Origin of the sequence: Paenibacillus sp. FSL R7-0198, from assembly GCF_038000415.1 — a bacterium.
In the GTDB taxonomy this organism is placed as follows: domain Bacteria; phylum Bacillota; class Bacilli; order Paenibacillales; family Paenibacillaceae; genus Paenibacillus.
This window is the reverse complement of sequence record NZ_JBBOCB010000001.1, coordinates 3,802,032-3,825,860: the sequence shown is the minus strand read 5'-3', so window position 1 is coordinate 3,825,860 and position 23,829 is coordinate 3,802,032. Positions and strand designations below refer to the sequence as shown.

Here is a 23,829-nt window from a genome sequence, read left to right as displayed (position 1 = left end):
CTCCCATTCGATACCATCGTACGTGCAATCTACCGTTTTTATTGAAACTTGTTTAACACAAGTTCAGCTAAAAAGGAATGTTCTAATTCGCGTTTGTTTCGTTTCGATATCTAGTTTTCAAAGAACAAACTTGTAAATCATTTTTGGTGGAGCCAAGCGGGATCGAACCGCTGACCTCCTGCTTGCAAGGCAGGCGCTCTCCCAGCTGAGCTATGGCCCCATATGAAATTTAAAGGTATAGATGGTGGGCCCTGGTGGACTCGAACCACCGGCCTCACCCTTATCAGAGGTGCGCTCTAACCAACTGAGCTAAGGGCCCACATTATATATACTTTTTGAACCCAAAACGGGTTACGCTTGGCGGCGTTCTACTCTCCCAGGACCCTGCGGTCCAAGTACCATTGACGCTGAAGGGCTTAACGGTCGTGTTCGGGATGGGAACGTGTGGAACCCCTTCGCTATCGCCACCAAACGTTTGAGAGTTTGAGCTCTCAAAACTGAGCAACGAGTGAGTAACTAGCCGACCTGGCTAGATTTTGTATTTGAATGTTTCCGTTACAGGAAACGATTCTCCATAGAAAGGAGGTGATCCAGCCGCACCTTCCGATACGGCTACCTTGTTACGACTTCACCCCAATCATCTATCCCACCTTCGGCGGCTGGCTCCTTGCGGTTACCCCACCGACTTCGGGTGTTATAAACTCTCGTGGTGTGACGGGCGGTGTGTACAAGACCCGGGAACGTATTCACCGCGGCATGCTGATCCGCGATTACTAGCAATTCCGACTTCATGCAGGCGAGTTGCAGCCTGCAATCCGAACTGAGACCGGCTTTGTTGGGATTGGCTCCATCTCGCGATTTCGCAGCCCGTTGTACCGGCCATTGTAGTACGTGTGTAGCCCAGGTCATAAGGGGCATGATGATTTGACGTCATCCCCACCTTCCTCCGGTTTGTCACCGGCAGTCTATCTAGAGTGCCCATCCGAAATGCTGGCAACTAAATATAAGGGTTGCGCTCGTTGCGGGACTTAACCCAACATCTCACGACACGAGCTGACGACAACCATGCACCACCTGTCTCCTCTGTCCCGAAGGAAAGATACATCTCTGTACCGATCAGAGGGATGTCAAGACCTGGTAAGGTTCTTCGCGTTGCTTCGAATTAAACCACATACTCCACTGCTTGTGCGGGTCCCCGTCAATTCCTTTGAGTTTCAGTCTTGCGACCGTACTCCCCAGGCGGAGTGCTTAATGTGTTAACTTCGGCACCAAGGGTATCGAAACCCCTAACACCTAGCACTCATCGTTTACGGCGTGGACTACCAGGGTATCTAATCCTGTTTGCTCCCCACGCTTTCGCGCCTCAGCGTCAGTTACAGCCCAGAGAGTCGCCTTCGCCACTGGTGTTCCTCCACATATCTACGCATTTCACCGCTACACGTGGAATTCCACTCTCCTCTTCTGCACTCAAGTCACCCAGTTTCCAGTGCGATCCGGGGTTGAGCCCCGGGATTAAACACCAGACTTAAATGACCGCCTGCGCGCGCTTTACGCCCAATAATTCCGGACAACGCTTGCCCCCTACGTATTACCGCGGCTGCTGGCACGTAGTTAGCCGGGGCTTTCTTCTCAGGTACCGTCACCTTGAGAGCAGTTACTCTCCCAAGCGTTCTTCCCTGGCAACAGAGCTTTACGATCCGAAAACCTTCATCACTCACGCGGCATTGCTCCGTCAGGCTTTCGCCCATTGCGGAAGATTCCCTACTGCTGCCTCCCGTAGGAGTCTGGGCCGTGTCTCAGTCCCAGTGTGGCCGATCACCCTCTCAGGTCGGCTACGCATCGTCGCCTTGGTGAGCCGTTACCCCACCAACTAGCTAATGCGCCGCAGGCCCATCCCCAAGTGACAGATTGCTCCGTCTTTCCAGTTTCCTTCAGGCGAAGAAAACAACTATTCGGTATTAGCTACCGTTTCCGGTAGTTGTCCCAAACTTGAGGGCAGGTTGCCTACGTGTTACTCACCCGTCCGCCGCTAACCATCAGAGAAGCAAGCTTCTCTTCAAGTCCGCTCGACTTGCATGTATTAGGCATGCCGCCAGCGTTCGTCCTGAGCCAGGATCAAACTCTCCAATAAAGTATTGAAAAGAGCGATAAGCTCATTTTGAATCTGACGAGATTAAAAATCTCATTTGTGCTCCAGTCGATCCAAGCCAAGGCTTGTTTCAAACTTTTGCGTTCATTCTGCAAGCAGAATGTTTACTCACTCGTTGTTCAGTTTTCAAAGATCAAACTTGTTTTTTTGCCGCCATTTTCTCTCAGCGGCGACTTTTATAATATATCATACTTCGTTTGTTTTGGTCAAGTGTTTTTTTGAAATTCTTTTTCGAAGCTCGTAATGAACTTCTGCATTTCATCTAAGCATCTAACCAAGCAAGCAAAGCAACGAGATATAATGTACCATATAAATATCCTGTGAGTCAACTATCCAAACAAAGAAATTTTCAACCCCAATAATAGCCCCACACCTGGCAATCCCAAAACAGCTACAGTCCCTATCGTTGCAGGGTTCAGTGGGATGTAGGTTCCTATAATCCAGCCGGAATAATTCACGATGTATATCCCAACTGCAGCAAGCACCAGATGAATTCCGAATGACGTGAAAACCGATAACCCTAACCGCTTTCTGAATAAAACCAGGATAAGTCCCAGTAACGATACAACCAATACACTCCCCAGTATAATACTCTTCATATGGTACACCTCCATGTTTAATGTAAACCCGGCTCTACATACTCATCCCTCGCTGTGATGCAACATCATCATTAGCTCTGGCTCGCTTTGCTCTCCTCAAATGAATCTGGTACTTCCGCTCAGCTGCCTCCAATACATAAATGGCATAATCAATTTCATCCTGCCCCTGTGCATCTTCAAACTGTCTCATAGCCCGTTCCCATTCCTGCTTAGCCATCTGAATATCTGCATAGATCTGTTCCTCCTCAAGCTCCTTCAACACTCTGTTGTGTTTCTCTATTGAGTTCCGTGTATTTCGCCACAAAAACATAATCTCTCCTCCTCCTGATCAGCACAGCATATTCTCATACTTATCAGGGAAAGGACAAACTTAGAACTCGAGCATTCATTTTCTCCACAAAAAAAAAGAGAGCCCAAGGGCTCTCTTTGCACATCGAAACTTATTTAGCATTCGAAGTTTCCAAGGAGGTGCATTGCATAATACAAAACGAAAACACTAACGCATCTCCCTGCGCCCTTCTAACGCTTTGGAAAGGGTCACTTCATCCGCATACTCAAGATCGCCACCTACAGGCAATCCATGCGCAATCCGGGTCACACTGATCTCAAACGGACGTACCAAGCGGGAGATGTACATCGCTGTAGCCTCGCCCTCAATATTGGGGTTTGTCGCCAAGATGATCTCTTTAATACGTTCATCACTTAATCGAATCAGGAGTTCCTTCAAACGAATATCGTCTGGTCCGATTCCCTCCATAGGTGAGATCGCACCCTGTAACACATGATAGTATCCATCGAATTCCTTGGTGCGCTCCATGGCCACCAGATCTTTCGAATCCTGAACTACACAGATTACAGAGACATCCCTGGACTTATCCTGACAGATGCGACACGGGTCCGTATCGGTAATATTACAACATACAGAACAGTAATGAAGATTACGCTTCACACTTACGAGTGCTTTGGCAAAATCAATAACGTCATCTTCCTTCATGTTAAGCACATGAAAAGCTAAACGCGCTGCCGTCTTGGGACCCACACCCGGCAATCGGGTGAAGGCATCAATCAGCTTGGCTATTGGTTCGGGATAATACAATCGATTGTGTCTCCTTTGACAGGATCAATTTTTAATTAAAATAATCCCGGAATATTCATGCCGCCTGTGAACTTGCCCATATCCTTGTTGGCAATCTCATCGGCTTTGGCCATTGCATCATTAACAGCTGTCATAACGAGATCCTGCAACATTTCAACATCTTCCGGATCTACCGCTTCAGGTTTGATCGTGATAGCAAGCAATTTCTTGTGTCCGTTAACTTCAGCCGTCACTACACCGCCACCGGATGTACCTTGGACTGTTTTGTCCGCCAATTCCTCTTGTGCTTTCAGCATTTGCTCCTGCATTTTCTTCACTTGTTTCATCATTTGGTTCATGTTGTTCATAATTGTTCATCTCCTTCGTTATGGTTATCGCGCTATGCGCATTATTCTTTGATCACTACAAGGTCCTCACCAAAGAGCTGGATGGCTTCATCAATCCATGGCTGCTTGTTGCTTGAACCGCCGTCTTCATGCTCAGGTTCAAGCTTAAAGTCCTCCTTTGGCGTTTCAGAAGCTCCCTCCGTTGCTCCGGTCCAATCTTTGAGCATCATCGTCACCAATCGCGCAGGACGCCCAAGCTGTTCGGACAACACCCGCTCAATAACTTCACGATTAGCCTGCTTCTCCGTTGTTTCACGGTGAATGTTGTTTTTAAAAGCAACCAACACATTGTCTTCAAGCAATGATACCGGCTCACCATCCACGAACCATGCGTGAACGGTAACCCTCTCTTCCTTCACCCGTTGCAGGATCTGACTCCATTTTTTGCTGATCTCTGCGAACTCAGGGGCTCCCTTGCGCGCAACATACTGATCCAACTGTGCAGGAAGCTTCGCAGGCGAGTTGCCTCTCGATACAGGAGCTCGTGTTGCCGGACGCGATGGAGCGCTCGATGCACCTTCTCCACCAGACAACCCACTTTTTAGTGCACGATCCAACTTCTTCTCCAACTCAGCAAGTTGCTGCTTCAAGCGGTTGATCTCTCCCCCATCAGCAGGTGCTGCATGAGCTGAAGTTCCCACCTGAACAGAAGCCTCGCCTTGAGCTGGAATACTACACAGTTTAAGCAATGCAACTTCAAATAATGTCTGTGGCTGTACTGCATACTTCATTTCACTCTGGTACCGATTAAGGGTATCAATCATGTGGAACAGTTGTTCCCTGGTGAATGACTCCGCCATATCACGGAAAGATTCCGGATTAAGTACCCGGTCCGTCAGTTTATCTGCATCAGGCACCATCTTAATCATAAGCAAATCACGGAAATAATACAGCAAATTCTCCATGCACTTGTCTGCACTCTTTCCTTCATGCATGAAACCTTCGATCATCTGCAGAATATGACCAACATCACCCTTGAGCAGCGAAGCAGCCAGTTTGGCAAATTGCTCTGAAGCAATTCCCCCCGTCATGTCCATGACCTGCTGATACGTTACTCGCCCATCCGTAAATGAAGAGATCTGATCCAGCACACTAAGTGCATCCCTCATTCCACCGTCTGATAAACGGGCAATGTATTGGAGCGCATCCTGGTCCGCTTCCATGCCTTCCTGTTCACAGATCAGGGTAAGTCTTGCTGTCTGCTCTTCCAGGGAAACCCGGCGAAAATCAAATCGCTGACAGCGCGATATAATGGTAGCCGGAAGGCGGTGCGGTTCTGTTGTTGCCAAAATAAACATCACATGTGGAGGTGGCTCTTCCAATGTTTTGAGCAAAGCATTGAATGCCTCTGTCGTCAGCATGTGCACTTCATCAATAATATAGACTTTCTGCCGGACTTCGGTTGGCGCATATTTAACCTTTTCCCGAAGATCACGGATTTCTTCAACGCCCCGATTGGATGCAGCGTCAATCTCCTGTACATCCATCACAGCGCCAGTCGTAATCCTGCGGCAAGCTTCACACTCGTTACAAGGTTCAGGCGCAGGCCCACGTTCGCAGTTCACAGCTTTGGCCAAAATCTTGGCGGCACTTGTCTTCCCCGTTCCTCTGGGCCCGCTAAACAAGTAGGCATGGGAAGTCCGCTGTTCACGAATCGCGTTCTGCAAGGTCTGAATAATATGCTGTTGCCCCACCATATCTTGAAACGACTGGGGACGCCAAGCCCGGTATAACGCGATATGCTCCATGATGCGTTACCTTCCTTCCACTTCGCATTCGAGTCCTTTGTCGTTCCCCCATTATACTATATTCCAGGGTGAATCCAAACTTTATCTGACTCATTCATGCGTGGTTTTTTAAGACATATCAAAAAGACCTCTGCATACATACAACTGCAAAGGTCTCTACATTTAAATGGTAAGCCGTGCACCTGCTATCGATATTCGCGATCCAAGTGGCACCCCTGAACAATAGCTCGGGCTAGGCAACCCTCCGGCACAAGAGTGATCTCACTTATGGCTGCTTCCTTCCGGACCTGACCAGGTTCATGAGTACTCATTGCGGAGGACCCAACCGTCAACACCACGTTCAGGGACCAAACCTCACATCGACAAAACCTCTAGCAGGAATTCAACCTCGCTATAGCGGATTGCGAGTTACAGGGCACCGCTACCTCCCCATCTAGCACGGTAAGAAATAGTATAACGTAAGGTCATCCAAATTGCAACCAGAGGAAAGCGGAAGCAACTATGCTTACATATAACATATAAAAACCCCTGCCAGATCAGCAGGGGTGTGTTGGATGCAATTAGCAGACAACTCCAAGAATTGTCCTATTAGATTCCGTATTTCTTCTTGAAACGATCAACACGGCCGCCAGCATCGATAAACTTCTGTTTACCTGTGAAGAACGGGTGGCACGCGGAGCAAATCTCTACACGAAGTCCGTCTTTAACCGAACCTGTCTCAAAAGTATTCCCGCAAGCGCAAGATACTTGACCAATCGTGTAATTAGGATGAATTGCTTCTTTCATTACCTTTCACCTCTTTCCGCCCTGAGCCTCAAGCGGACCCAGAGTAAATGGCACAACTCTGAGATTATAACACGGCCTTGTGCCCTGTTGCAATCCATTATTGTTAAGAGGTAATCAACCGTTTTGGACGTGCCATTCCAGCTGGTGGAACATGGGTATACGATCCGATCACAACATCAGGCAACTCGTCTTCAAAGATCTCAATCATCTGCTTCATGCCCAAGATATCGCCTTGAGCAGGAGGAATTAATTCCAGATAACTCTCCGGATCAATATTGAGGTTACGCATCTGAATCAAGCGTAGATCGGTTCTTCTCGCAAACTCAATCATCGCCTCAATCTCTTCTTCACGATCCGTTACACCCGGGAAGATCAAATAGTTAATCGAGGTGTATACACCCTGCTGCGCCGCGTATTTCATCGACTTTTCAACATTGGCTAAGGTATAACCACGCGGTTTATAGTAGGCGTTATAGTGGTCATCCAGTGCGCTAATTGTACTTACGCGCATCAGATCCAATCCAGCATCTACAATACCTCTAATATGATCGTTCAGACCGGCATTGGTATTAATGTTGATATACCCCATGTCCGTTACAGAACGTACTTCGCGAATCGCTTCAATAATCAGCTTAGCCTGCGTAGAAGGCTCCCCTTCACAACCTTGTCCAAAGCTAATGATGGACTCCGGCGTCTTCAGGTGTTCCAGCATAACCTCCACAATCTCATCCACACGTGGTCGGAAGTTCATACGTGTCTGCGGGGAAACAAAGCCGCTATCATCCGGTTGCTCGGAGATACACCCGAAACAACCTGCATTGCAAGAATAGGATACTGGTACTCCACCTTCCCAACGGTTCAGGAACGTGTTCGATGAAGTCAGACATTCATATCCAAGCGCACAGTTGGATAGATGGGTATAGAGACGGTTCTCGGGGTATTGCTCTGTCAATCGTTTAACCCCGGAACGCACATCGTCACGGTCACAGTTGAGCGGATTCCATTTGTCAGGACTATCCGACTTCGAAGCGGTGACATAGAAACCACCATCTTTCCATACTACTGCGGAATAACCGAACAACGGCAACTTATACTCCTTATCCGTCTTCACATATCCCGGGAGGCACAAACGAGTAAATCCTTGCGGAAGCAAAGCACCTACAGCCTGTGTGTCCGTTGGCATTGGCAGCATCTCACCGGTGTCCGGGTCCATACCAATGGGCCGGGTGCTCGGGAGTCCAACCAACGTTGCGCCCTCTGGCAAAGGGATAAGTTCGTCTTCCATAATCTCCACGATCATATCTCCACTGCGGGCAAGCCCGTACAGGGAAGGATGATCAAATACATTACCTTTTTCATCTGCGTATACTAAATACATGATGTTCTCCTCACATCTAATGGGTTAAACCTAACGACGAGTGTATTGTAACATTCACAGCAGTGCTGCAAAAAGAAAGTGATTAGTCGAACGACACTTACGTCGAAGTACCTGACGTAGCTGTCTGTCTAGGTGAGCGACGGGTGGTCGTTGTCCCGGAATTGCTTGTCGGGCTATTACCAGCCGAATCAAATGCCGCCAAAAACTCTGCATTTGTCTTGCTGTTACGAAGTTTCTTCAGGAATCCTTCGACAAAGTCATGGGAATCATTCATGTTTTTACGAATTGCCCAGATTGTATCCAACTCTTCCTTGCTGAGCAACACTTCTTCACGGCGTGTGCCGGAACGACGAATGTCGATTGCCGGGAATATGCGGCGCTCTGCCAGACGACGGTCCAGATGAAGTTCCATATTACCCGTACCCTTAAATTCTTCATAAATGACGTCATCCATACGTGATCCGGTATCAATCAATGCAGTTGCCAGGATGGTCAAGCTTCCGCCTTCTTCCACATTCCGGGCAGAACCGAAGAAACGTTTCGGACGATGGAATGCAGCCGGATCAATACCACCACTAAGTGTACGACCGGATGGTGGAATAACCAGGTTATATGCACGGGCAAGACGCGTAATGCTATCCAGCAGGATAACAACATCCTTTTTGGCCTCAACGAGACGAAGCGCACGCTCAAGTACCAATTCCGCCACTTTAATATGATTCTCAGGCAGTTCATCAAATGTCGAAGCCACAACTTCCCCTTTTACCGAACGCGACATATCCGTTACTTCCTCTGGACGTTCATCAATCAACAGGACAAACAGTTCAATTTCAGGATTGTTAGTTGAGATGCTGTTGGCAATTTCTTTGAGGAGAAGCGTTTTACCCGCTTTGGGAGGTGCTACGATCAATCCGCGCTGTCCCAATCCTACCGGGGCGAGCACATCCATAATTCGTGTGGACAAATGGTTGGGGGATGTTTCGAGAACCAGTTTTTTCTGCGGATACAGTGGGGTTAGTGCCGGGAAGTGAAGTCGCTCTGCAGCCGCCGATGGATTCTCACCATTTACAGCGTTGACTTGCAACAAACCGAAGTATCTCTCGTTTTCCTTAGGCGTTCTACATTTACCTGATACGAGGTCGCCTGTTCTTAGGTCAAACTTGCGAATCTGAGAAGCCGAGATGTAGATGTCTTCCGTACTTGGCAAGTAGTTAATCGGCCGAAGAAATCCGTAACCTTCAGGTAAAATCTCGAGTACGCCTTGCATGAACATCAGACCGCTCTGTTCGGCTTGTGCGCGCAGTATAGCAAAGATTAATTCTTTCTTTTTTAACGTACCATAGTAAGGTATCTGATATTTTTTGGCTAGTTTGTAGAGGTCCGTTAGTTTCATTTCTTCCAAATCGGAAATTTGTAGATCCATATAATAACCACCTATTCAATTAATAAGTCCGTGTGAAATGGATAGTTTCGCTAGATGTTCCGGCTATAGAGCGCAGCATCTGCCACAATCTCTTCTGTCCATTGTACGGAATGTAACCGTTATAATGCAAATACTTGTCTTTGAGTGTAAGTTTCCGGGTGGGATGGCCAATATTCGGCATGATCCGCTATTGAGTGAACGATGCATTGAGGCGATCAATCCGGATAGACCGGCTATGGAGCGCAGTTCAAACAAAACCGGGGGTTGGGGATGAAAAATGATGTTCTTACAGCCATATGAAGTTTAATTCAAAAAAAGACCCTCCGGTAAAGGAAACAGTAACATTTCGTCTTATGCCGGAGAGACTGAGAACTCTATTAAAACAGGTTTACCTAATCATCGAAAAGATATGCAGTTCAGTTAAAATAAACATGTGTATGACTGAATCACGCATAATGCTTACCATTAATCCGTTTCCCGCCACACATCTGCACCGAGCAAGCGTAGGTTAGTCACCAGATGATCATAACCACGGTCGATATATTCGACCCCAGTTACTTCAGTCACACCCTCACTGACGGTGAGACCTGCAATCACCAGCGCTGCTCCAGCGCGAAGATCGGATGCTTTTACTTTGGCCGCGTTCAATGCACTGCCTTCAATAATCGCTGACCGTCCTTCTACTCGAATCTTTGCGCCCATCCGTACCAATTCAGGCACATGCTTGAACCGATTGCTGTATACAAAGTCGCTCAGGACACTTACACCGGTTGCCTGTGTTAAAACACTGGTCATTGGTGACTGTAGATCCGTCGGAAAACCAGGATACACAAGTGCCTTCACGTCGACATGATTATAGTTCGGTTTGCCAATAACACGTATACTTTCATCCAATTCTTCAATGCCAACACCCATCTCCAACAGCTTTGCCGTTAAAGCTTCCAGATGTTTGGGAATCACATTGTCAATCAGAACATCTCCACGTGTCGCTGCTGCAGCGATCATATACGTTCCCGCTTGTATACGGTCCGGAATGATGGAATGACGGCAGCCTTTAAGCTCCGAGACCCCTTCAATACGGATCGTTTCGGTACCTGCACCCTTAATGCTGGCACCCATGGAATTTAGAAGTGTTGCTACATCTATAATCTCAGGCTCTTTAGCCGCGTTTTCGATAATTGTAGAGCCTTTGGCACGAGTAGCCGCCAGCATGATATTAATGGTTGCGCCGACACTGCTTACATCAAGATAAATTTTTGCTCCGCGCAGCTCTTTGGCATGCAAATGAATGGAGCCATGTTCGTTCGTTACGGTTGCGCCAAGCGCTTCAAATCCTTTGATATGTTGATCAATTGGACGAGGCTCAAAATTACAGCCCCCTGGTAAACCTATGGTTGCTTCTTTGAAACGTCCTAGCAATGCACCCATCATGTAATACGAAGCACGAAGCTTCTTCACGGGACCATTCGGCATAGGAATCGATTTGATATCAGAAGGGTCAATTTTCATCTGACTGCCTTCCCAAGTCACATATGCTCCGAGTTCCTCCAAAATTTCTGCATAAACCGCCACATCACTCAAAAGCGGCAGGTTGTCCAACACGACTTCTGACTCGGCAAGCAATGCTGCAGGAATAAGCGCAATGGCGCTGTTCTTGGCGCCGCTTATAGTTACAGTTCCCTGTAACGGACGTCCGCCACTAATCATCAATTTTTCCATAAAGCTTAATGTCCCCCTACGTGTTTTGCAGCCGATGAACGGCAATACGTGCTGATGGCTTCCGATGTAGAAATAAGGTGTGAAAATGGAAAGACACCGGCTAGGCGGTGTTCTTCCATTTCACAGTATGGAACTGGCAAAGATAATTTACGCTTTGTTGTTAGAACCAAACTCGCGGATTTTACCTTTAACGGTTTCTTTGATTGCATCACGGCCTGGTACGATGAATGTACGTGGATCGTAAGCATCTGGTTTAGCTGCAAGCACTTCACGAACCACTTTTGAGAAAGCAATTTGGTTCTCTGTGTTTACGTTAATTTTGGAAGTACCCAGGGAAATGGCTTTGTCGATGTCGTGTTTAGGAATACCTGTACCACCGTGCAATACGAGTGGAACTTGTACCGCGTCACGAACTTCTTCCATCTCTTTGAAGCCCAGGTTAGGCTCGCCATGGTAAGGACCGTGTACGGAACCAAGAGCCGGTGCCAATGTGTCGATACCTGTTTCTTTAACGATACGGATACACTCGTTCAGGTCAGCGTACATGATACCGCCAATAACGTCGTCTTCTTGTCCGCCTACAGTACCTACTTCAGCTTCTACAGAAACGCCTTTAGCGTGTGCATATTCAACAACTTTTTTAGTCATTTCGATGTTCTCATCGATAGAGTGGTGGGAACCGTCGATCATAACGGATGTGAATCCAGCATCGATCGCTTCTTTACACTTGTCGAAGCTTGAACCGTGGTCCAGGTGAATTGCAACTGGAACGGTGATTTTCATGTCGTGAATGAGTCCTTCTACCATTTTAACTACAGTGTAGAAGCCACCAATGTGACGTGCTGCGCCTTCGGATACACCCAGGATTACTGGGGATTTCTCTTCTTCAGCAGCACCAAGAATCGCTTGAGTCCACTCAAGGTTATTGATGTTGTATTGACCAACTGCATATTTTCCTTCAAGTGCTTTGTTCAACATGTCTGTCATAGATACTAATGGCATGGTTTCAATCCTCCTAGGGGTTTGGGTTGTGTCTATGGTTTTTAGCCGAAATCACATACGGGCTTATTATACCACATCCCATGTCAAATACTAAACAAGCATTTGCAAAAATGCTGTGCTTTGCAGCACAGTTTTCATAGACACCGCTTTATAACTTCCCCATTTCCAATATTCCCCGGATGAAGGAGTGAAATACCCCATTCTCCCACCAAGTACCTTCTATGTTCTCCACACGCAAAAAAATCCTGTATCAACAGGATTCAGCTGCATTTATTGGCGGTACCATTGCGAAGTTGCATATTCACAGCCACTCGCATCTCGTCGATATCAAACGGTTTCGTAAAGTGCATGAGCGCTCCGAGATCTGTGGCTTCCTTAATCATGTCCAGTTCACCATAAGCGGTCATCATGATCACCTTGATACCCGGATCAATTTCTTTAATATGCTTCAGGATTTCCAGACCGTCCATCCCAGGAATCTTCATATCGAGCAATACCAGGTCAGGCTTGTCATTATTCACAATCTCCAGAGCAACCTTGCCGTTGGGTGCTTGAAACGTGTTATACCCCTCACTGCTGAACACTTCCATTAACAGGATTCGGATACCATTCTGGTCATCAACAATCAAAACTTTTTTATCTTCCACTCTGTAACCTCCTAGAATTAGGAAAGCATGTACATCTTCGAATCTGGATAACTATCCCATAGTCGTCATGATAAGTATTCTACCTCTTCCATTAAAATCCTGCTACCTTCACAAAATGACAAAAAGCATTTCCACCTGCTCTTTACACAAAAAAAAAGGGATGTTCAGGCAGCCGCTATGGTTGCCAGGAACATCCCCAATATCTATTACGTTAACACTAAAACCATGTATTACTTCTGTGCATTCTCCAGAGAAGCTTTTACAAACTCACGGAACAATGGTTGCGGACGGTTCGGACGGGAAGTGAATTCCGGATGGAATTGTACCGCCAGGAACCATGGGTGTCCTGGAAGTTCCACGATCTCAACCAGACGTCCATCCGGGGATGTACCCGAGATAACCAGTCCTGCTTTTTCAATCGTTTCACGGTATTCATTGTTGAACTCATACCGGTGACGGTGTCTCTCATACACCAGCTCGTCATCATAACAAGCCATCGCCAAAGAACCTTCCTGAAGCTTACAAGGATACAGCCCCAGACGCATCGTGCCACCCAGATTCTCGATATCTTTTTGCTCAGGCAACAGATCGATCACAGGGAATTCCGTAGCCGGATTAATCTCGGAGCTGTTCGCACCATTCAAACCAACGATGGAACGTGCATATTCAATAACGGAAACCTGCATACCCAGGCAAATACCAAAGAACGGAATTTGTTTCTCACGAGCATAACGGATTGCCGATACTTTACCTTCAATACCACGATCTCCGAATCCGCCAGGAACAAGGATACCACCAATACCATGCAACAGGTCGCCTACATTCTCATCCGTAATATCTTCAGAAGGAACCCAGCGGATTTTCACATCGGCATTGGATGCAAATCCTGCATGAGACAACGACTCAACAACACTCAGGTATGCATCATGCAACGCTACATATTTACCAACAATAGCGATCTCAACTGTATGCTCCAATTTGTTGATCCGGTCAACCAGCCCTTCCCACTCGCTCATATCCGGTGCAGGAGTAGTCAGTTTCAGGTGATTTACCACGATCTCATCCAAGCCTTCTTCACGCAGGTTCAGAGGTACTTGATACAACGTGTCTGCATCACGACATTCAACCACGGCATTCTCATCAATGTCGCAGAAGAGAGCGATCTTGGCTTTCATGTCTTTAGACAGTTCATACTCCGTACGGCATACAATCACATTCGGTTGAATACCGATGCTGCGTAATTCCTTAACACTATGTTGCGTTGGTTTTGTTTTCACTTCACCAGCTGCTTTGATATAAGGAATAAGTGTTACGTGAATGTACATCACATTGTCGCGACCTACATCACTCTTGATCTGACGGATAGCTTCCAGGAAAGGCAAACTCTCAATGTCGCCCACTGTTCCGCCAATTTCCGTAATAACCACATCCGAACCTGCTTCACGTCCAGCGCGGAATACACGCTCTTTGATCTCGTTCGTAATGTGTGGAATAACTTGTACCGTTCCGCCCAGATATTCCCCGCGCCGCTCTTTGCTGATGACGGAAGAGTATACTTTACCAGTCGTGACGTTGCTGTTTTTGGAGAGATTGATATCAATAAAACGTTCATAGTGGCCAAGGTCCAGATCCGTTTCCGCGCCATCATCCGTTACAAAAACCTCGCCATGTTGATAAGGACTCATTGTTCCCGGGTCGATGTTAATATATGGATCAAATTTCTGGATTGTTACCTTAAGCCCTCTGTTTTTCAGCAATCTGCCCAGAGAAGCAGCCGTAATCCCTTTGCCCAGGGAGGACACAACTCCGCCCGTCACGAAAATATACTTTGTCACTGTTATTACCCTCCTAATATAAGTACAGAAATTCAGGCGATATATGGTGTTATCGTAACCTGTTTCCCAGGTAATCATCGTTAAAAAGAGCAATGGCAGAAATTCCCTGCATCTGCGAACTGCTCTTTCTGCGAAGACGGTTTAAATACACGTTGTTCTACAGCAAAAAATGGTGCAAATATTCCGGTAGCCTTCATTCCATTTGGTGTTTTTGATATACAAAAACGGGCCACGAAATGTTGGCCGGGAGCATACGGAAAAGAAATCATTTTGCAAAATTATGCCTCTAAAAATACAAAAAAAAGTACTCCCGCAGGACGGGGCACCTTCTATAAAAAACATAAATATATTGTCGCTCATTCATAAGCCCATGCAATAGTTTACCCGTTACCCCGTCCGCTGTCAAGGCTGACTATTCCGGGGAAACGGGTAAATTATAGACGTCAAAAATGACTACCGATTATCAGAATCGTCGTCAAATTCATCCTCGTTTTCGGACTCTTCTTCGTCTTCTTCGAGGTCTTCATCTTCCAGATCGTCATCTTCAACCAGCACTTCTTCTTCGCTGTCTTCTTCGTCAAAGATGTCGTCTTCGTCTTCATCTTCTTCGTCTTCATCTTCGTCTTTATCCGGGCTGTCGAAGTCTTCATCGCTGTTATAGCTGTCTTCTTCTTCACCGAAGTCTTCATCTTCCAGATCATCGTCTTCATCGTTGATGATACGCGGACGCTTCGCACCCGTCATGGAATCTTCTGTTCCAGCCACCGGATACCAGCGCTTCAAGCCCCACAGACTTGTACCGACGCAAGCAAAACGGCCATCGATATTAATCTCGGTATATAGCTGGGCGATAAACTCGTTGATTTCTTCATCAGTCATTCCGCGCTGCTTCGCTACCTCATTCATCAAGTCACGATAGTAATACGGCGTATTAGCCGCTTTCAGCACCATAAAGGCAAGGTCCACCAAAGGGATCTCTTTTACCTTTTCTTTATCAATTTTCAAATTGAGCGAGGTACTCACTGCAGACACTTCCTCTCACACAAAATTCACTTTTTAACCCCTACGAACTGGACTGTTACGTATAACATATCCATTAACAAACCTAAGTAAAACCTATTTAGCGTTAAAAAGCAAGTTTTTATGTACGGATGTGACGCAAATGCGGAGAGCAGCAACAATATGTCCATATATTAAACGTGAAGTGACATCGAACCCACAAGAATATCCTCTTTTGCCAAAGAGACAACTCCATAATAAAAAAGACGGAGTCCCCTCCGCCTTCTGACTGTATACCCTTGGAGGATTACTCCTCACCAGGTTCCCCGCAAGAGCCCTCTAGCTCTCCATCCATCATATGTCCCTGCGCCCGTTTTGACACGAAGAGAATGTGTTTTTGTAAAAAAAGGGCAAGTTCCCCATGCGGCGGGATGAGCGCATTCATAGAATACCTCAGCATGTTCATCCCGAAGGGGGCTGCCCATTATGGACTATACTGGTTTATTGCATCAATTGATTGACGGAATGCGACGCCCTGAACCAGAACAGGGAGGGCGATATTTGATCCGATTTGCCAAACCGCAGCAGTACGAGGCCTGTCTCGTAGAATTGTCCCGAATGCGGAATGAATTCACCGACCTTGGGGCTGTCCGTTCCTCGCGACTGGCTCGTTCCATTATCGCTCCAGTCCAACGCCCGGAGGACCTATACCGCTATGCGGATGAGATTACGATTGAAGCAGACGTCCCCATCTCCCTCCATGCCACCGCACTCCACAACAAACCAAGTAATGCCCAAGGCATACCATGGGGAGTGAAGCAGATTCGGGCGCCCAAAGTATGGTCTGTGTCTACCGGACACCGAATTAAAATCGGTGTGATTGATACAGGTGCTGATTATCACCATCCTGATCTTCGTTATTCCCTGGCACGCGGAATCAATCTGTTAAACCGCAGCCTGCTTCCTCATGATGATAACGGACACGGTACCCATATTGCAGGGACCATCGCCGCAGCCAACAGCACCGCAGGCATGATTGGTGTTGCTCCACGCTCCCTGATCTATCCGGTGAAAGCATTTGACCACAACGGATCGGCTTATGTGTCCGACATTGTACTTGGCATCGACTGGTGTGTACGTAACAAGGTCGATATCATCAATATGAGCTTTGGCATGAAAACACGCAGCAAGGCGCTTCTTGACGTTGTCAATCGTGCATACCATGCTGGAATCGTTATTGTTGCTTCGTCAGGAAATGACGGCAAACGCCGCAGTATTGATTATCCGGCAAGGTATCCGCAGACCATATCCGTTGGGGCAACCGACAAAAACAGACGTATTGCGTCCTTCAGCAATCGTGGCGCATATGTGGATGTCTATGCACCTGGTGATAAGATCGTCTCCTCTTGGGTACAAGGCAAGCACCACGAGATGAGCGGCACATCCATGGCGACGTCCCATGTGAGTGGCGCTATCGCCTTGCTGCTCTCCAAACATCCGGGGTTGTCCCCGAGTGAAATCAAGACACTCGTCAAACGTGCTACGATCCCGCTGCGCGCCCGCAAGACCACCACCGCAAAAAGTAAGGTGCGTGGTGGTGAGATTGATGCCCTGAAGCTAATGCAGGAGGGCGGGGAGTGAGCCAGCTCTGCAAGAGGACAGCAGAACTTAATTGAGACTCGTTGCAAAACCCAGTAGCCCGGCCCAGGCAGTACGCACGAGGGAGTATACCTAGCGGCTGAGGCTCTAGGTTACGCCCGCTGTGATGTAAAGGTAGGCTAGTGTACCTTGGACCAGGCATTTCTTTTTCTTCAGCTAGGGTACACAACAAAAAAAGTCTCCATGTACCACGTTGAAGGCAATCAACGTGGACAGGGAGACTTTTTGCCTTAGGCAGAGCGGCGATGTGCCGCTCGCATGGAATTTACATTTTGTCAGGAGCGGTTACGCCTACCAGACGAAGCGCTGTTGCAATAACGGTACGTACAGCACCGATCAATGCTAGACGTGCCTGAGTTTGCTGCGCATCTTCCGTAATGACACGTTCTGCACGGTAGTAGCTGTGGAACAGGGATGCCAGCTCGTATACATAACGGATGATACGATGAGGCGCATATCCTGTTGCTGCTGCCGAGATTTCCTCAGGCAGCTCTCCCATTTTGCGGAGAAGGTCATACTCATGCTCTGTAGTAAGCTTGGACAGGTCAATCTGTGCCAGTGGCAGCAGTTCAATACCTTGTTCTTCAGCCTGACGGTATACGCTGCATACACGTGCATGCGCGTATTGTACGTAGAATACCGGATTCTCATTGGATGTCGAAATCGCAAGGTCCATGTCAAAGTCCAGATGGGAGTCCATGCTGCGCATTGTGAAGAAGTAACGGATGGCATCAATGCCGACTTCATCCATCAGGTCTTCCATCGTTACAGCTTTACCTGTACGCTTGGACATCTTCACTTTTTCACCGTTCTGGAACAAGCTCACCATCTGTGCAATCAAGACCACCAGTTTCTCAGGATCATTGCCCAGTGCTTGCATCGCGGCTTTCATCCGTGGAATATATCCATGGTGATCGGCACCCCAGATGTTGATCATCGTGTCGTATCCACGAGCATATTTGTCGCGGTGATAAGCAATATCAGGCGTCAGGTAAGTATACGTGCCATCGTTCTTGATCAACACACGTTCTTTGTCGTCACCATACTGCATCGTTTTCAGCCAAGTTGCTCCATCTTGCTCATAGATTTCATTGCGGTCACGCAATTCATCAAGTACTCGCAGAACTTCTCCATTGTCATACAGGGAAGTTTCGCTGAACCAGATGTCAAAGTTAACACGGAAGCGATTCAAGTCACGTTTGATCTTGTCCAGTTCCTTCTCCAGGCCGAAATCACGGAAATAAGCCGCACGGTCACCCGGATGCATGGACAGCAATTCGTCACCCTTTTCAGCAACAAGCTGCTTGGCAAATCCTTTAATATCTTCACCATGATAACCATCTTCAGGCATCTCAGCATCCTGACCCAGCTCTTGCAGATAACGAGCTTCAATGGAACGAGCCAGATTAAACACCTGATTACCTGCATCATTAATGTAGTATTCACGGGTTACATCATATCCTGCGTAGTCAAGGATGTTACATAGTGCATCCCCTACAGCTGCTCCACGGGCATGGCCCAGATGCAGGCTGCCTGTCGGGTTGGCACTGACAAACTCCATCTCGACTTTGCGTCCTTCTCCGATGTTAATTCTTCCGTAATCTTTACCCTGCTCCTGCACAAGCGCAAGTACTGGATAAAGGTAACTCTTGTCCAATTTGAAATTAATGAATCCTGGGCCAGCAATCTCAGCCTTCTCGATTCCGGCTTCAGCCAGATTCAGATTGGCAATGATCTCTTCAGCAATCTGACGCGGATTGCGCTTGGCAATCTTGGTCAGCTGCATGGCAGCATTGGTCGCCAAGTCCCCGTGTGTCTTCTCACGCGGCACTTCCAATGTGATGGCTGGCAATTCGTCCTGCGTAACAATTCCGGCCGCCACAATGGCGTTGCCGATGGCCGTGCTTACCCGTTCGTTAATCGTATCTAGTGGATTACGTGTCATGAAATTGGTTCCTCCTGTATATGCAAACTAATCGCGAAATGTCCGGATTCTTCATCAAAGCGGTAAAAGTCGTAGCTCCACGCTGCGCGTGCGCTCAATCCCTGAATGGAAAGTTCCAGCTTCTGTGTATGCGTGGACAGGGCAAACGACATGTATGGCGATCGGTAGAAACCAGGAAGCTTCCGATTCAATTCAAAAGTCTGCTCCGATTCCACCTCACCATGACGTATAATCTTGATGGATTGTCCGCCCAGCTTCAATGTTGTACGGGTTGTACCTCCCTCAGGTCCAACCTGCGGTTCTTCATAACGAACATAAAGAACAGACCCTTTTAACACGGCTTCACCCTGCATTTCCTGCAGCACATCTTCACCTTCATAACGGCTGTGCAGCCGGATGTGTACCGGTCGCATGTTCGACATGAATGTTAACCTCCATTATATTCGAGGCGACGCAAAATCAGGCACGGCTGGTGAGAACAGCCCTTCCCGTATTGTTGTGTCGCTATACGCGCTCATATTCCCGGATAGCTCGCTATCCTACACTCTACTGTATAACTATATCCAGTTCCCTCGCTCAATTCAAATCCAAATTCAGAGTTTTTTCCTCATCAAGCCAAAAAAGAAGAGCCGCACCTGTAAAGTGCAACTCCCTTTTGCTTCATTATAATAAGATTCGTTCATCCGATCAGGCCCATTGCGATTCATAAGGAAAAGGACATGTCGACTCACTCAGCTTCGCTCGCACCTGTACGAGACAACCACAATGCCGACAAGTTGTGCCATATTGCAATCCCGGACAAGCAGAGCAGATGGATAGCCGACGTTCATATTCCTCATCCTGTACCGTCTCACGCGAGCGTGAGGCAATCTCCACAAGTCTGGCCATTTTGGCATCGCTAATCTTCACATCGTACTGATCATCACAGCCCTTGCAAGGTTCCTGCCTTTTCATCATTAACCCTCAACAGCGATGACCCCAACCGATGCTGGAGGAAGAACAAAACGCAAAGTGTTATTCTCCAGTGTGAGTCCCTCCCACGCCGCAGGCTGAACATGATTCGGCTGTTCAAAGGTATTGAATGCACCAAAATCAGTATGGTGCAGAATCTGCCCGGTTACTTTAGCCGCTTGAGCTGCGTCCAGCTGACACACAACTTCCAACTCATCGGTATGACTCAGATTACAAGCTGTCACATGAATGACCCCATCCTTGTTGCGGGACGCTGACAAGCTGAGCTGCGGAATGGTTTCTTCTCCGAAGGTATACCCAGGGCTTTCATAATTCAAATCCAGTCGCTGTGCATCCATATGAACCTGATACATATCAAATACATGGTACGTAGGGGTCAGGAGCATTTTGTCACCTTCCGTGAGCACAAGCGATTGAAGCACATTGACGATCTGCGCAAGATTTGCCATGTGTACCCGTTTATTATGTTGGTTGAAAATATTCAGGTTAACACCTGCAAGCACAGCGTCCCGCATCGTATTTTGTTGATAAAGGAATCCTGGATTGGTTCCCGGCTCAACGTTATACCACGTACCCCATTCATCCACAATAATGCCGACTCTGCCCTCTGGATCATATTTGTCCATAATCTCGGAGTGCTTCACCAGTAATTCATCCATATGGAGCGTCTTTTTCAAGGTGGTGAACCATTCAGACTCGCCAAATCCTGTAGCTGCGCCTTTATCATTCCACTCTCCTGTAGGGATGGTGTAATAATGAAGACTGATTCCATCCATAAAGCGAGCAGCCTCCCGCATCAGGACTTCCATCCATTCATAGTTGCCTTCGTTGGGTCCACAAGCGATTTTATAAATCTCGTTCCCGGAATAGTTACGTACATATGTAGCATACCGACGGTATTCATCCGCATAATATTCAGGACGCATATTGCCGCCGCATCCCCAGTTCTCATTTCCCACGCCAAAATACTTCATTTTCCACGGTTCTTCCCTACCGTTACTCTTACGCCAGTTCGCCATCGGGGATTCGCCGTCAAACGTGATGTACTCCACCCATTCCTGCATCTCCTGCACTGTACCGCTACCCAGGTTGCCACTAATATATGGCTCCGTGCCGAGCAACTCACATAATCTCATGAATTCATGCGTACCAAAGTGATTGTTCTCTTCCACGCCGCCCCAGTGCGTATTGATCATACGGGCACGCTCACTCTTTGGACCCACGCCATCTTTCCAGTGATATTCATCGGCAAAACAACCGCCTGGCCAGCGAAGTACTGGAATATTAAGCTTCTGCAAGGCCGTCAATACATCATTTCGAATCCCATCCGTATTCGGAATGGGTGAATCTTCTCCTACCCACAGCCCCTCATAAATACAACGTCCCAAGTGTTCGGAAAAGTGACCATATATATTGCGATTTATTAATCCTTGATCTGAATCCGCCTTTAAAATAACATCAACCATGATTTCAACCTCCATATAATGTATTGTTATCGCTTACAATAACTCGTTTTAGAGTAGGTTTCAACCGTTTTTATTTCTAGACAAACAAGCCTCTTCCTGTGTAAATGATTAGGAAAAGGCCTGTTTGTTATAGAAATTCATGCAGAGGTATACCAAATTGATTTTTATTCATTTCTAATTTGGATTTGCTCCATTGTTATTTCAGAATAACAGGCTATTTAATCCTGCTCTGAAGGCAACAACATTTTTTGTGTCCACGTCGTTCCACCATCTGTAGTCTGATAGATCGCAGGAGAGTTATCACTTGTGACTACGAGCCAACCAGTCTTGGCCGATGGGAACGAGATACGGGAACTGTATCCCGGATCTTTCAGGTCAATATTTTTCCACGTGGAACCTGTATCATAAGAACGTCCAATACCCACTTTGCCAGCTGCGGGTGAACCTGCAGACAGATAAGCCGTCTGATTACCAATCAACGCCATGTTGCCGGGATGGCCACCCGGGTTGGCTGGTCCGTTTCCTTTGCCTGTACTATTTGTACCTGGTGCAGGACCTCCCCCTGCTGTAGATTGCGCAAATACTTGGGTCCAGTTCTTGCCTTGATTACCGCTCGCATAGAGAGAGTAGGATTGTTGGGACATGCCTGCATCACCATACAGAAGGGCCCATACTTGCTGGCCATGTGCATACAGATCTGCTCCGCTCCATGTGTCTGAGACAACTCGAAGAGAAGTGGTCCAGTTTTTGCCGCCATCACTCGTTTGCTTCAGATGGTATCCCGATCCAGGTACAACCACGACGGCATACCCTTGTTTCTCTGTTGCAAAGGCAGCTGCACGCGTGTTGGCAGGTGTATTCATTTTACTCCAGGTTACCCCGCCATCCTTCGTCTGATATGCACCATTATAGGTGTAACCAAAACCTACATCTTTATTGCGAAAATCGATTCGCTTCAATTGAATACCCGGCGTATCGAGCCGCGTCCAGTGAGATCCCCCATCTTTGGTACGTATCAGATAGGTTGCAGGTGAATCCTTCACTCGCGCCAGCGCATATCCGTTCACATTATTCGGAAAATCAAGCTGTGTGAATTGCCATTGTCCAGTATAAATGGACTGCCACGAACATCCTGCATTCGAAGTACCGATCAGGAAGCCTTCACCCCCAGCTCGTCCAGTTGTATCATTAAGAAAATCAATGTCAGTAAATTGCAGGTGTTGCTCTTCCACACCGCTGCCCTTTTTCAATGTAGCAGATAGTCCATGATCTCCCTTTCCACATGCCTGCGAGGATGCAGCGTTAGCACCTGATAGCGTATGTACCGGTCCCATCCCCCAAGCCAGCGTTAACGATAATGCGAGTGCACCAATCCGTTTCCATGTCATTGTACTCTTGGTTGTCATCGTAACACCTCCTTCTATGGTTTTACCCAAATATGATGGTTCTAACGTAACAATCTGATTAACCCTGATGACAATTCCGCAAGAAAAAAACCACCTTTACCCATGATTGGATCATGTAGGAAAGGGTGGTTCATCACCAAACATTGTGTACTCTAAGTTAAATGGGATACGTCACCACAGCAAGGATAACAAAACTGATACTTAAGAAAAGGCATAAACTAAAATATATTTTGTTGTATTTATATTCCCGAATACTATATGCAGCAAAAAGCATGGCCAGATCAGCCACCATCAACGTGAAGTTGAGAAATATCGTCACTGCTAATACAAAATTGATGACAAACACTATAAAAACTGCAGTTAGCCACCTGGGATACATACTCAATTGAGTCCGAATCACACGCATTCACACCCACCTTTCCCTTCCTCTATTTCCATATTATACACAAATATTAAGATAGAGTCATACCGAGGCACGATATCTGCGTAAGAGGAGAGTCCATACGAACACATGAAATAAATGGTAGAGACAAGGGAACATACGTGCTATAATTCATGTTATGGACTTTTGAATATCGGTGGATGTTTTCCAGACCATGGCGCAGCTTCCCGAA

The 23,829-nt window shown here is 47.2% G+C and carries 19 protein-coding genes, 2 tRNA genes, 2 rRNA genes and 1 other RNA gene; 1 reads left to right on the top strand and 23 read right to left on the bottom strand.

Going from position 1 to position 23,829, the window contains the following annotated elements; all coding sequences use genetic code 11:
• Window positions 1-144 precede the first annotated feature (144 nt).
• The 18 genes from MKY87_RS16525 to rpoE all read right to left on the bottom strand — a co-directional run bounded on the left by MKY87_RS16525 (window position 145) and on the right by rpoE (window position 15,791).
• A tRNA-Ala gene (locus MKY87_RS16525) sits at window positions 145-220 on the bottom strand.
• A 22-nt stretch (window positions 221-242) separates the two neighbouring features.
• Window positions 243-319 (bottom strand) — tRNA-Ile (locus MKY87_RS16520).
• A gap of 36 nt (window positions 320-355) precedes the next feature.
• A 5S ribosomal RNA gene (gene rrf / locus MKY87_RS16515) occupies window positions 356-472 on the bottom strand.
• Between the two features lie 106 nt (window positions 473-578).
• Window positions 579-2,131: ribosomal RNA gene (locus MKY87_RS16510) — 16S ribosomal RNA — on the bottom strand.
• Between the two features lie 347 nt (window positions 2,132-2,478).
• The gene (locus tag MKY87_RS16505; protein ID WP_340965418.1) at window positions 2,479-2,748 is read right to left on the bottom strand and encodes a pro-sigmaK processing inhibitor BofA family protein; all 270 of its coding nucleotides are present in this window, start codon (window positions 2,746-2,748) and stop codon (window positions 2,479-2,481) included.
• A 34-nt stretch (window positions 2,749-2,782) separates the two neighbouring features.
• Entirely contained in the window at window positions 2,783-3,058 is a 276-nt protein-coding gene (locus MKY87_RS16500; protein WP_340965417.1) for a DUF2508 family protein, read from the bottom strand.
• Window positions 3,059-3,244: 186 nt separating this feature from the next.
• The gene (gene recR, locus MKY87_RS16495; protein WP_062838113.1) at window positions 3,245-3,844 is read right to left on the bottom strand and encodes a recombination mediator RecR; all 600 of its coding nucleotides are present in this window, start codon (window positions 3,842-3,844) and stop codon (window positions 3,245-3,247) included.
• Between the two features lie 35 nt (window positions 3,845-3,879).
• Entirely contained in the window at window positions 3,880-4,191 is a 312-nt protein-coding gene (locus MKY87_RS16490) for a YbaB/EbfC family nucleoid-associated protein (RefSeq protein WP_036607248.1), read from the bottom strand.
• A gap of 41 nt (window positions 4,192-4,232) precedes the next feature.
• Entirely contained in the window at window positions 4,233-5,978 is a 1,746-nt protein-coding gene (dnaX, locus tag MKY87_RS16485) for a DNA polymerase III subunit gamma/tau (protein WP_340965416.1), read from the bottom strand.
• A 174-nt stretch (window positions 5,979-6,152) separates the two neighbouring features.
• Window positions 6,153-6,420, bottom strand: an RNA gene (ffs, locus tag MKY87_RS16480) — signal recognition particle sRNA large type.
• 146 nt (window positions 6,421-6,566) lie between these two features.
• A complete protein-coding gene (rpmE, locus tag MKY87_RS16475) occupies window positions 6,567-6,764 on the bottom strand; it encodes a 50S ribosomal protein L31 (RefSeq protein ID WP_036607255.1) in 198 nt (65 codons plus the stop codon).
• 103 nt (window positions 6,765-6,867) lie between these two features.
• Complete coding sequence (locus tag MKY87_RS16470) at window positions 6,868-8,142, bottom strand: radical SAM protein (RefSeq protein WP_339238988.1); 1,275 nt, start codon at window positions 8,140-8,142, stop codon at window positions 6,868-6,870.
• Between the two features lie 97 nt (window positions 8,143-8,239).
• Window positions 8,240-9,565 (bottom strand): transcription termination factor Rho, encoded by a 1,326-nt coding sequence (rho, locus tag MKY87_RS16465; protein WP_036607258.1) that lies wholly within the window; start codon window positions 9,563-9,565, stop codon window positions 8,240-8,242.
• Window positions 9,566-10,030: 465 nt separating this feature from the next.
• A complete protein-coding gene (locus MKY87_RS16460; protein WP_340965414.1) occupies window positions 10,031-11,284 on the bottom strand; it encodes a UDP-N-acetylglucosamine 1-carboxyvinyltransferase in 1,254 nt (417 codons plus the stop codon).
• Window positions 11,285-11,431: 147 nt separating this feature from the next.
• A complete protein-coding gene (fba, locus tag MKY87_RS16455; RefSeq protein WP_076334179.1) occupies window positions 11,432-12,286 on the bottom strand; it encodes a class II fructose-1,6-bisphosphate aldolase in 855 nt (284 codons plus the stop codon).
• Window positions 12,287-12,546: 260 nt separating this feature from the next.
• The gene (locus MKY87_RS16450; RefSeq protein WP_017691292.1) at window positions 12,547-12,933 is read right to left on the bottom strand and encodes a response regulator; all 387 of its coding nucleotides are present in this window, start codon (window positions 12,931-12,933) and stop codon (window positions 12,547-12,549) included.
• A 230-nt stretch (window positions 12,934-13,163) separates the two neighbouring features.
• The gene (locus MKY87_RS16445; RefSeq protein WP_076217010.1) at window positions 13,164-14,768 is read right to left on the bottom strand and encodes a CTP synthase; all 1,605 of its coding nucleotides are present in this window, start codon (window positions 14,766-14,768) and stop codon (window positions 13,164-13,166) included.
• Window positions 14,769-15,221: 453 nt separating this feature from the next.
• On the bottom strand, window positions 15,222-15,791 hold the full coding sequence (rpoE, locus tag MKY87_RS16440; RefSeq protein WP_091039194.1) for a DNA-directed RNA polymerase subunit delta: 570 nt from the start codon (window positions 15,789-15,791) through the stop codon (window positions 15,222-15,224).
• Between the two features lie 462 nt (window positions 15,792-16,253).
• Between rpoE and MKY87_RS16435 the strand changes: the two genes are divergently transcribed.
• Window positions 16,254-17,408, top strand: coding sequence for a S8 family peptidase (locus MKY87_RS16435; protein WP_340911322.1), 1,155 nt, complete (start codon window positions 16,254-16,256; stop codon window positions 17,406-17,408).
• Window positions 17,409-17,691: 283 nt separating this feature from the next.
• Here MKY87_RS16435 and argS read toward each other — a convergent pair whose 3' ends face one another.
• The 5 genes from argS to MKY87_RS16410 form a co-directional block, all read right to left on the bottom strand.
• Window positions 17,692-19,371 carry an arginine--tRNA ligase gene (gene argS / locus MKY87_RS16430; protein WP_091020191.1) on the bottom strand — a complete coding sequence of 560 codons (1,680 nt, stop codon included), beginning with the start codon at window positions 19,369-19,371 and terminating at the stop codon, window positions 17,692-17,694.
• Window positions 19,368-19,793, bottom strand: a complete 426-nt coding sequence (locus MKY87_RS16425; RefSeq protein ID WP_017691299.1) for a DUF1934 domain-containing protein — start codon at window positions 19,791-19,793, stop codon at window positions 19,368-19,370. The genes argS and MKY87_RS16425 overlap by 4 nt, the downstream gene beginning before the upstream one ends.
• Before the next feature lie 265 nt (window positions 19,794-20,058).
• A complete protein-coding gene (locus MKY87_RS16420; RefSeq protein WP_338589831.1) occupies window positions 20,059-20,328 on the bottom strand; it encodes a DUF6171 family protein in 270 nt (89 codons plus the stop codon).
• On the bottom strand, window positions 20,328-21,809 hold the full coding sequence (locus MKY87_RS16415) for an alpha-N-arabinofuranosidase (RefSeq protein WP_338589829.1): 1,482 nt from the start codon (window positions 21,807-21,809) through the stop codon (window positions 20,328-20,330). The genes MKY87_RS16420 and MKY87_RS16415 overlap by 1 nt, the downstream gene beginning before the upstream one ends.
• A gap of 218 nt (window positions 21,810-22,027) precedes the next feature.
• Window positions 22,028-23,215: a WD40/YVTN/BNR-like repeat-containing protein gene (locus MKY87_RS16410; protein WP_340965412.1), complete on the bottom strand. Its 1,188-nt coding sequence runs from the start codon at window positions 23,213-23,215 to the stop codon at window positions 22,028-22,030.
• Between the last annotated feature and the right edge of the window lie 614 nt (window positions 23,216-23,829).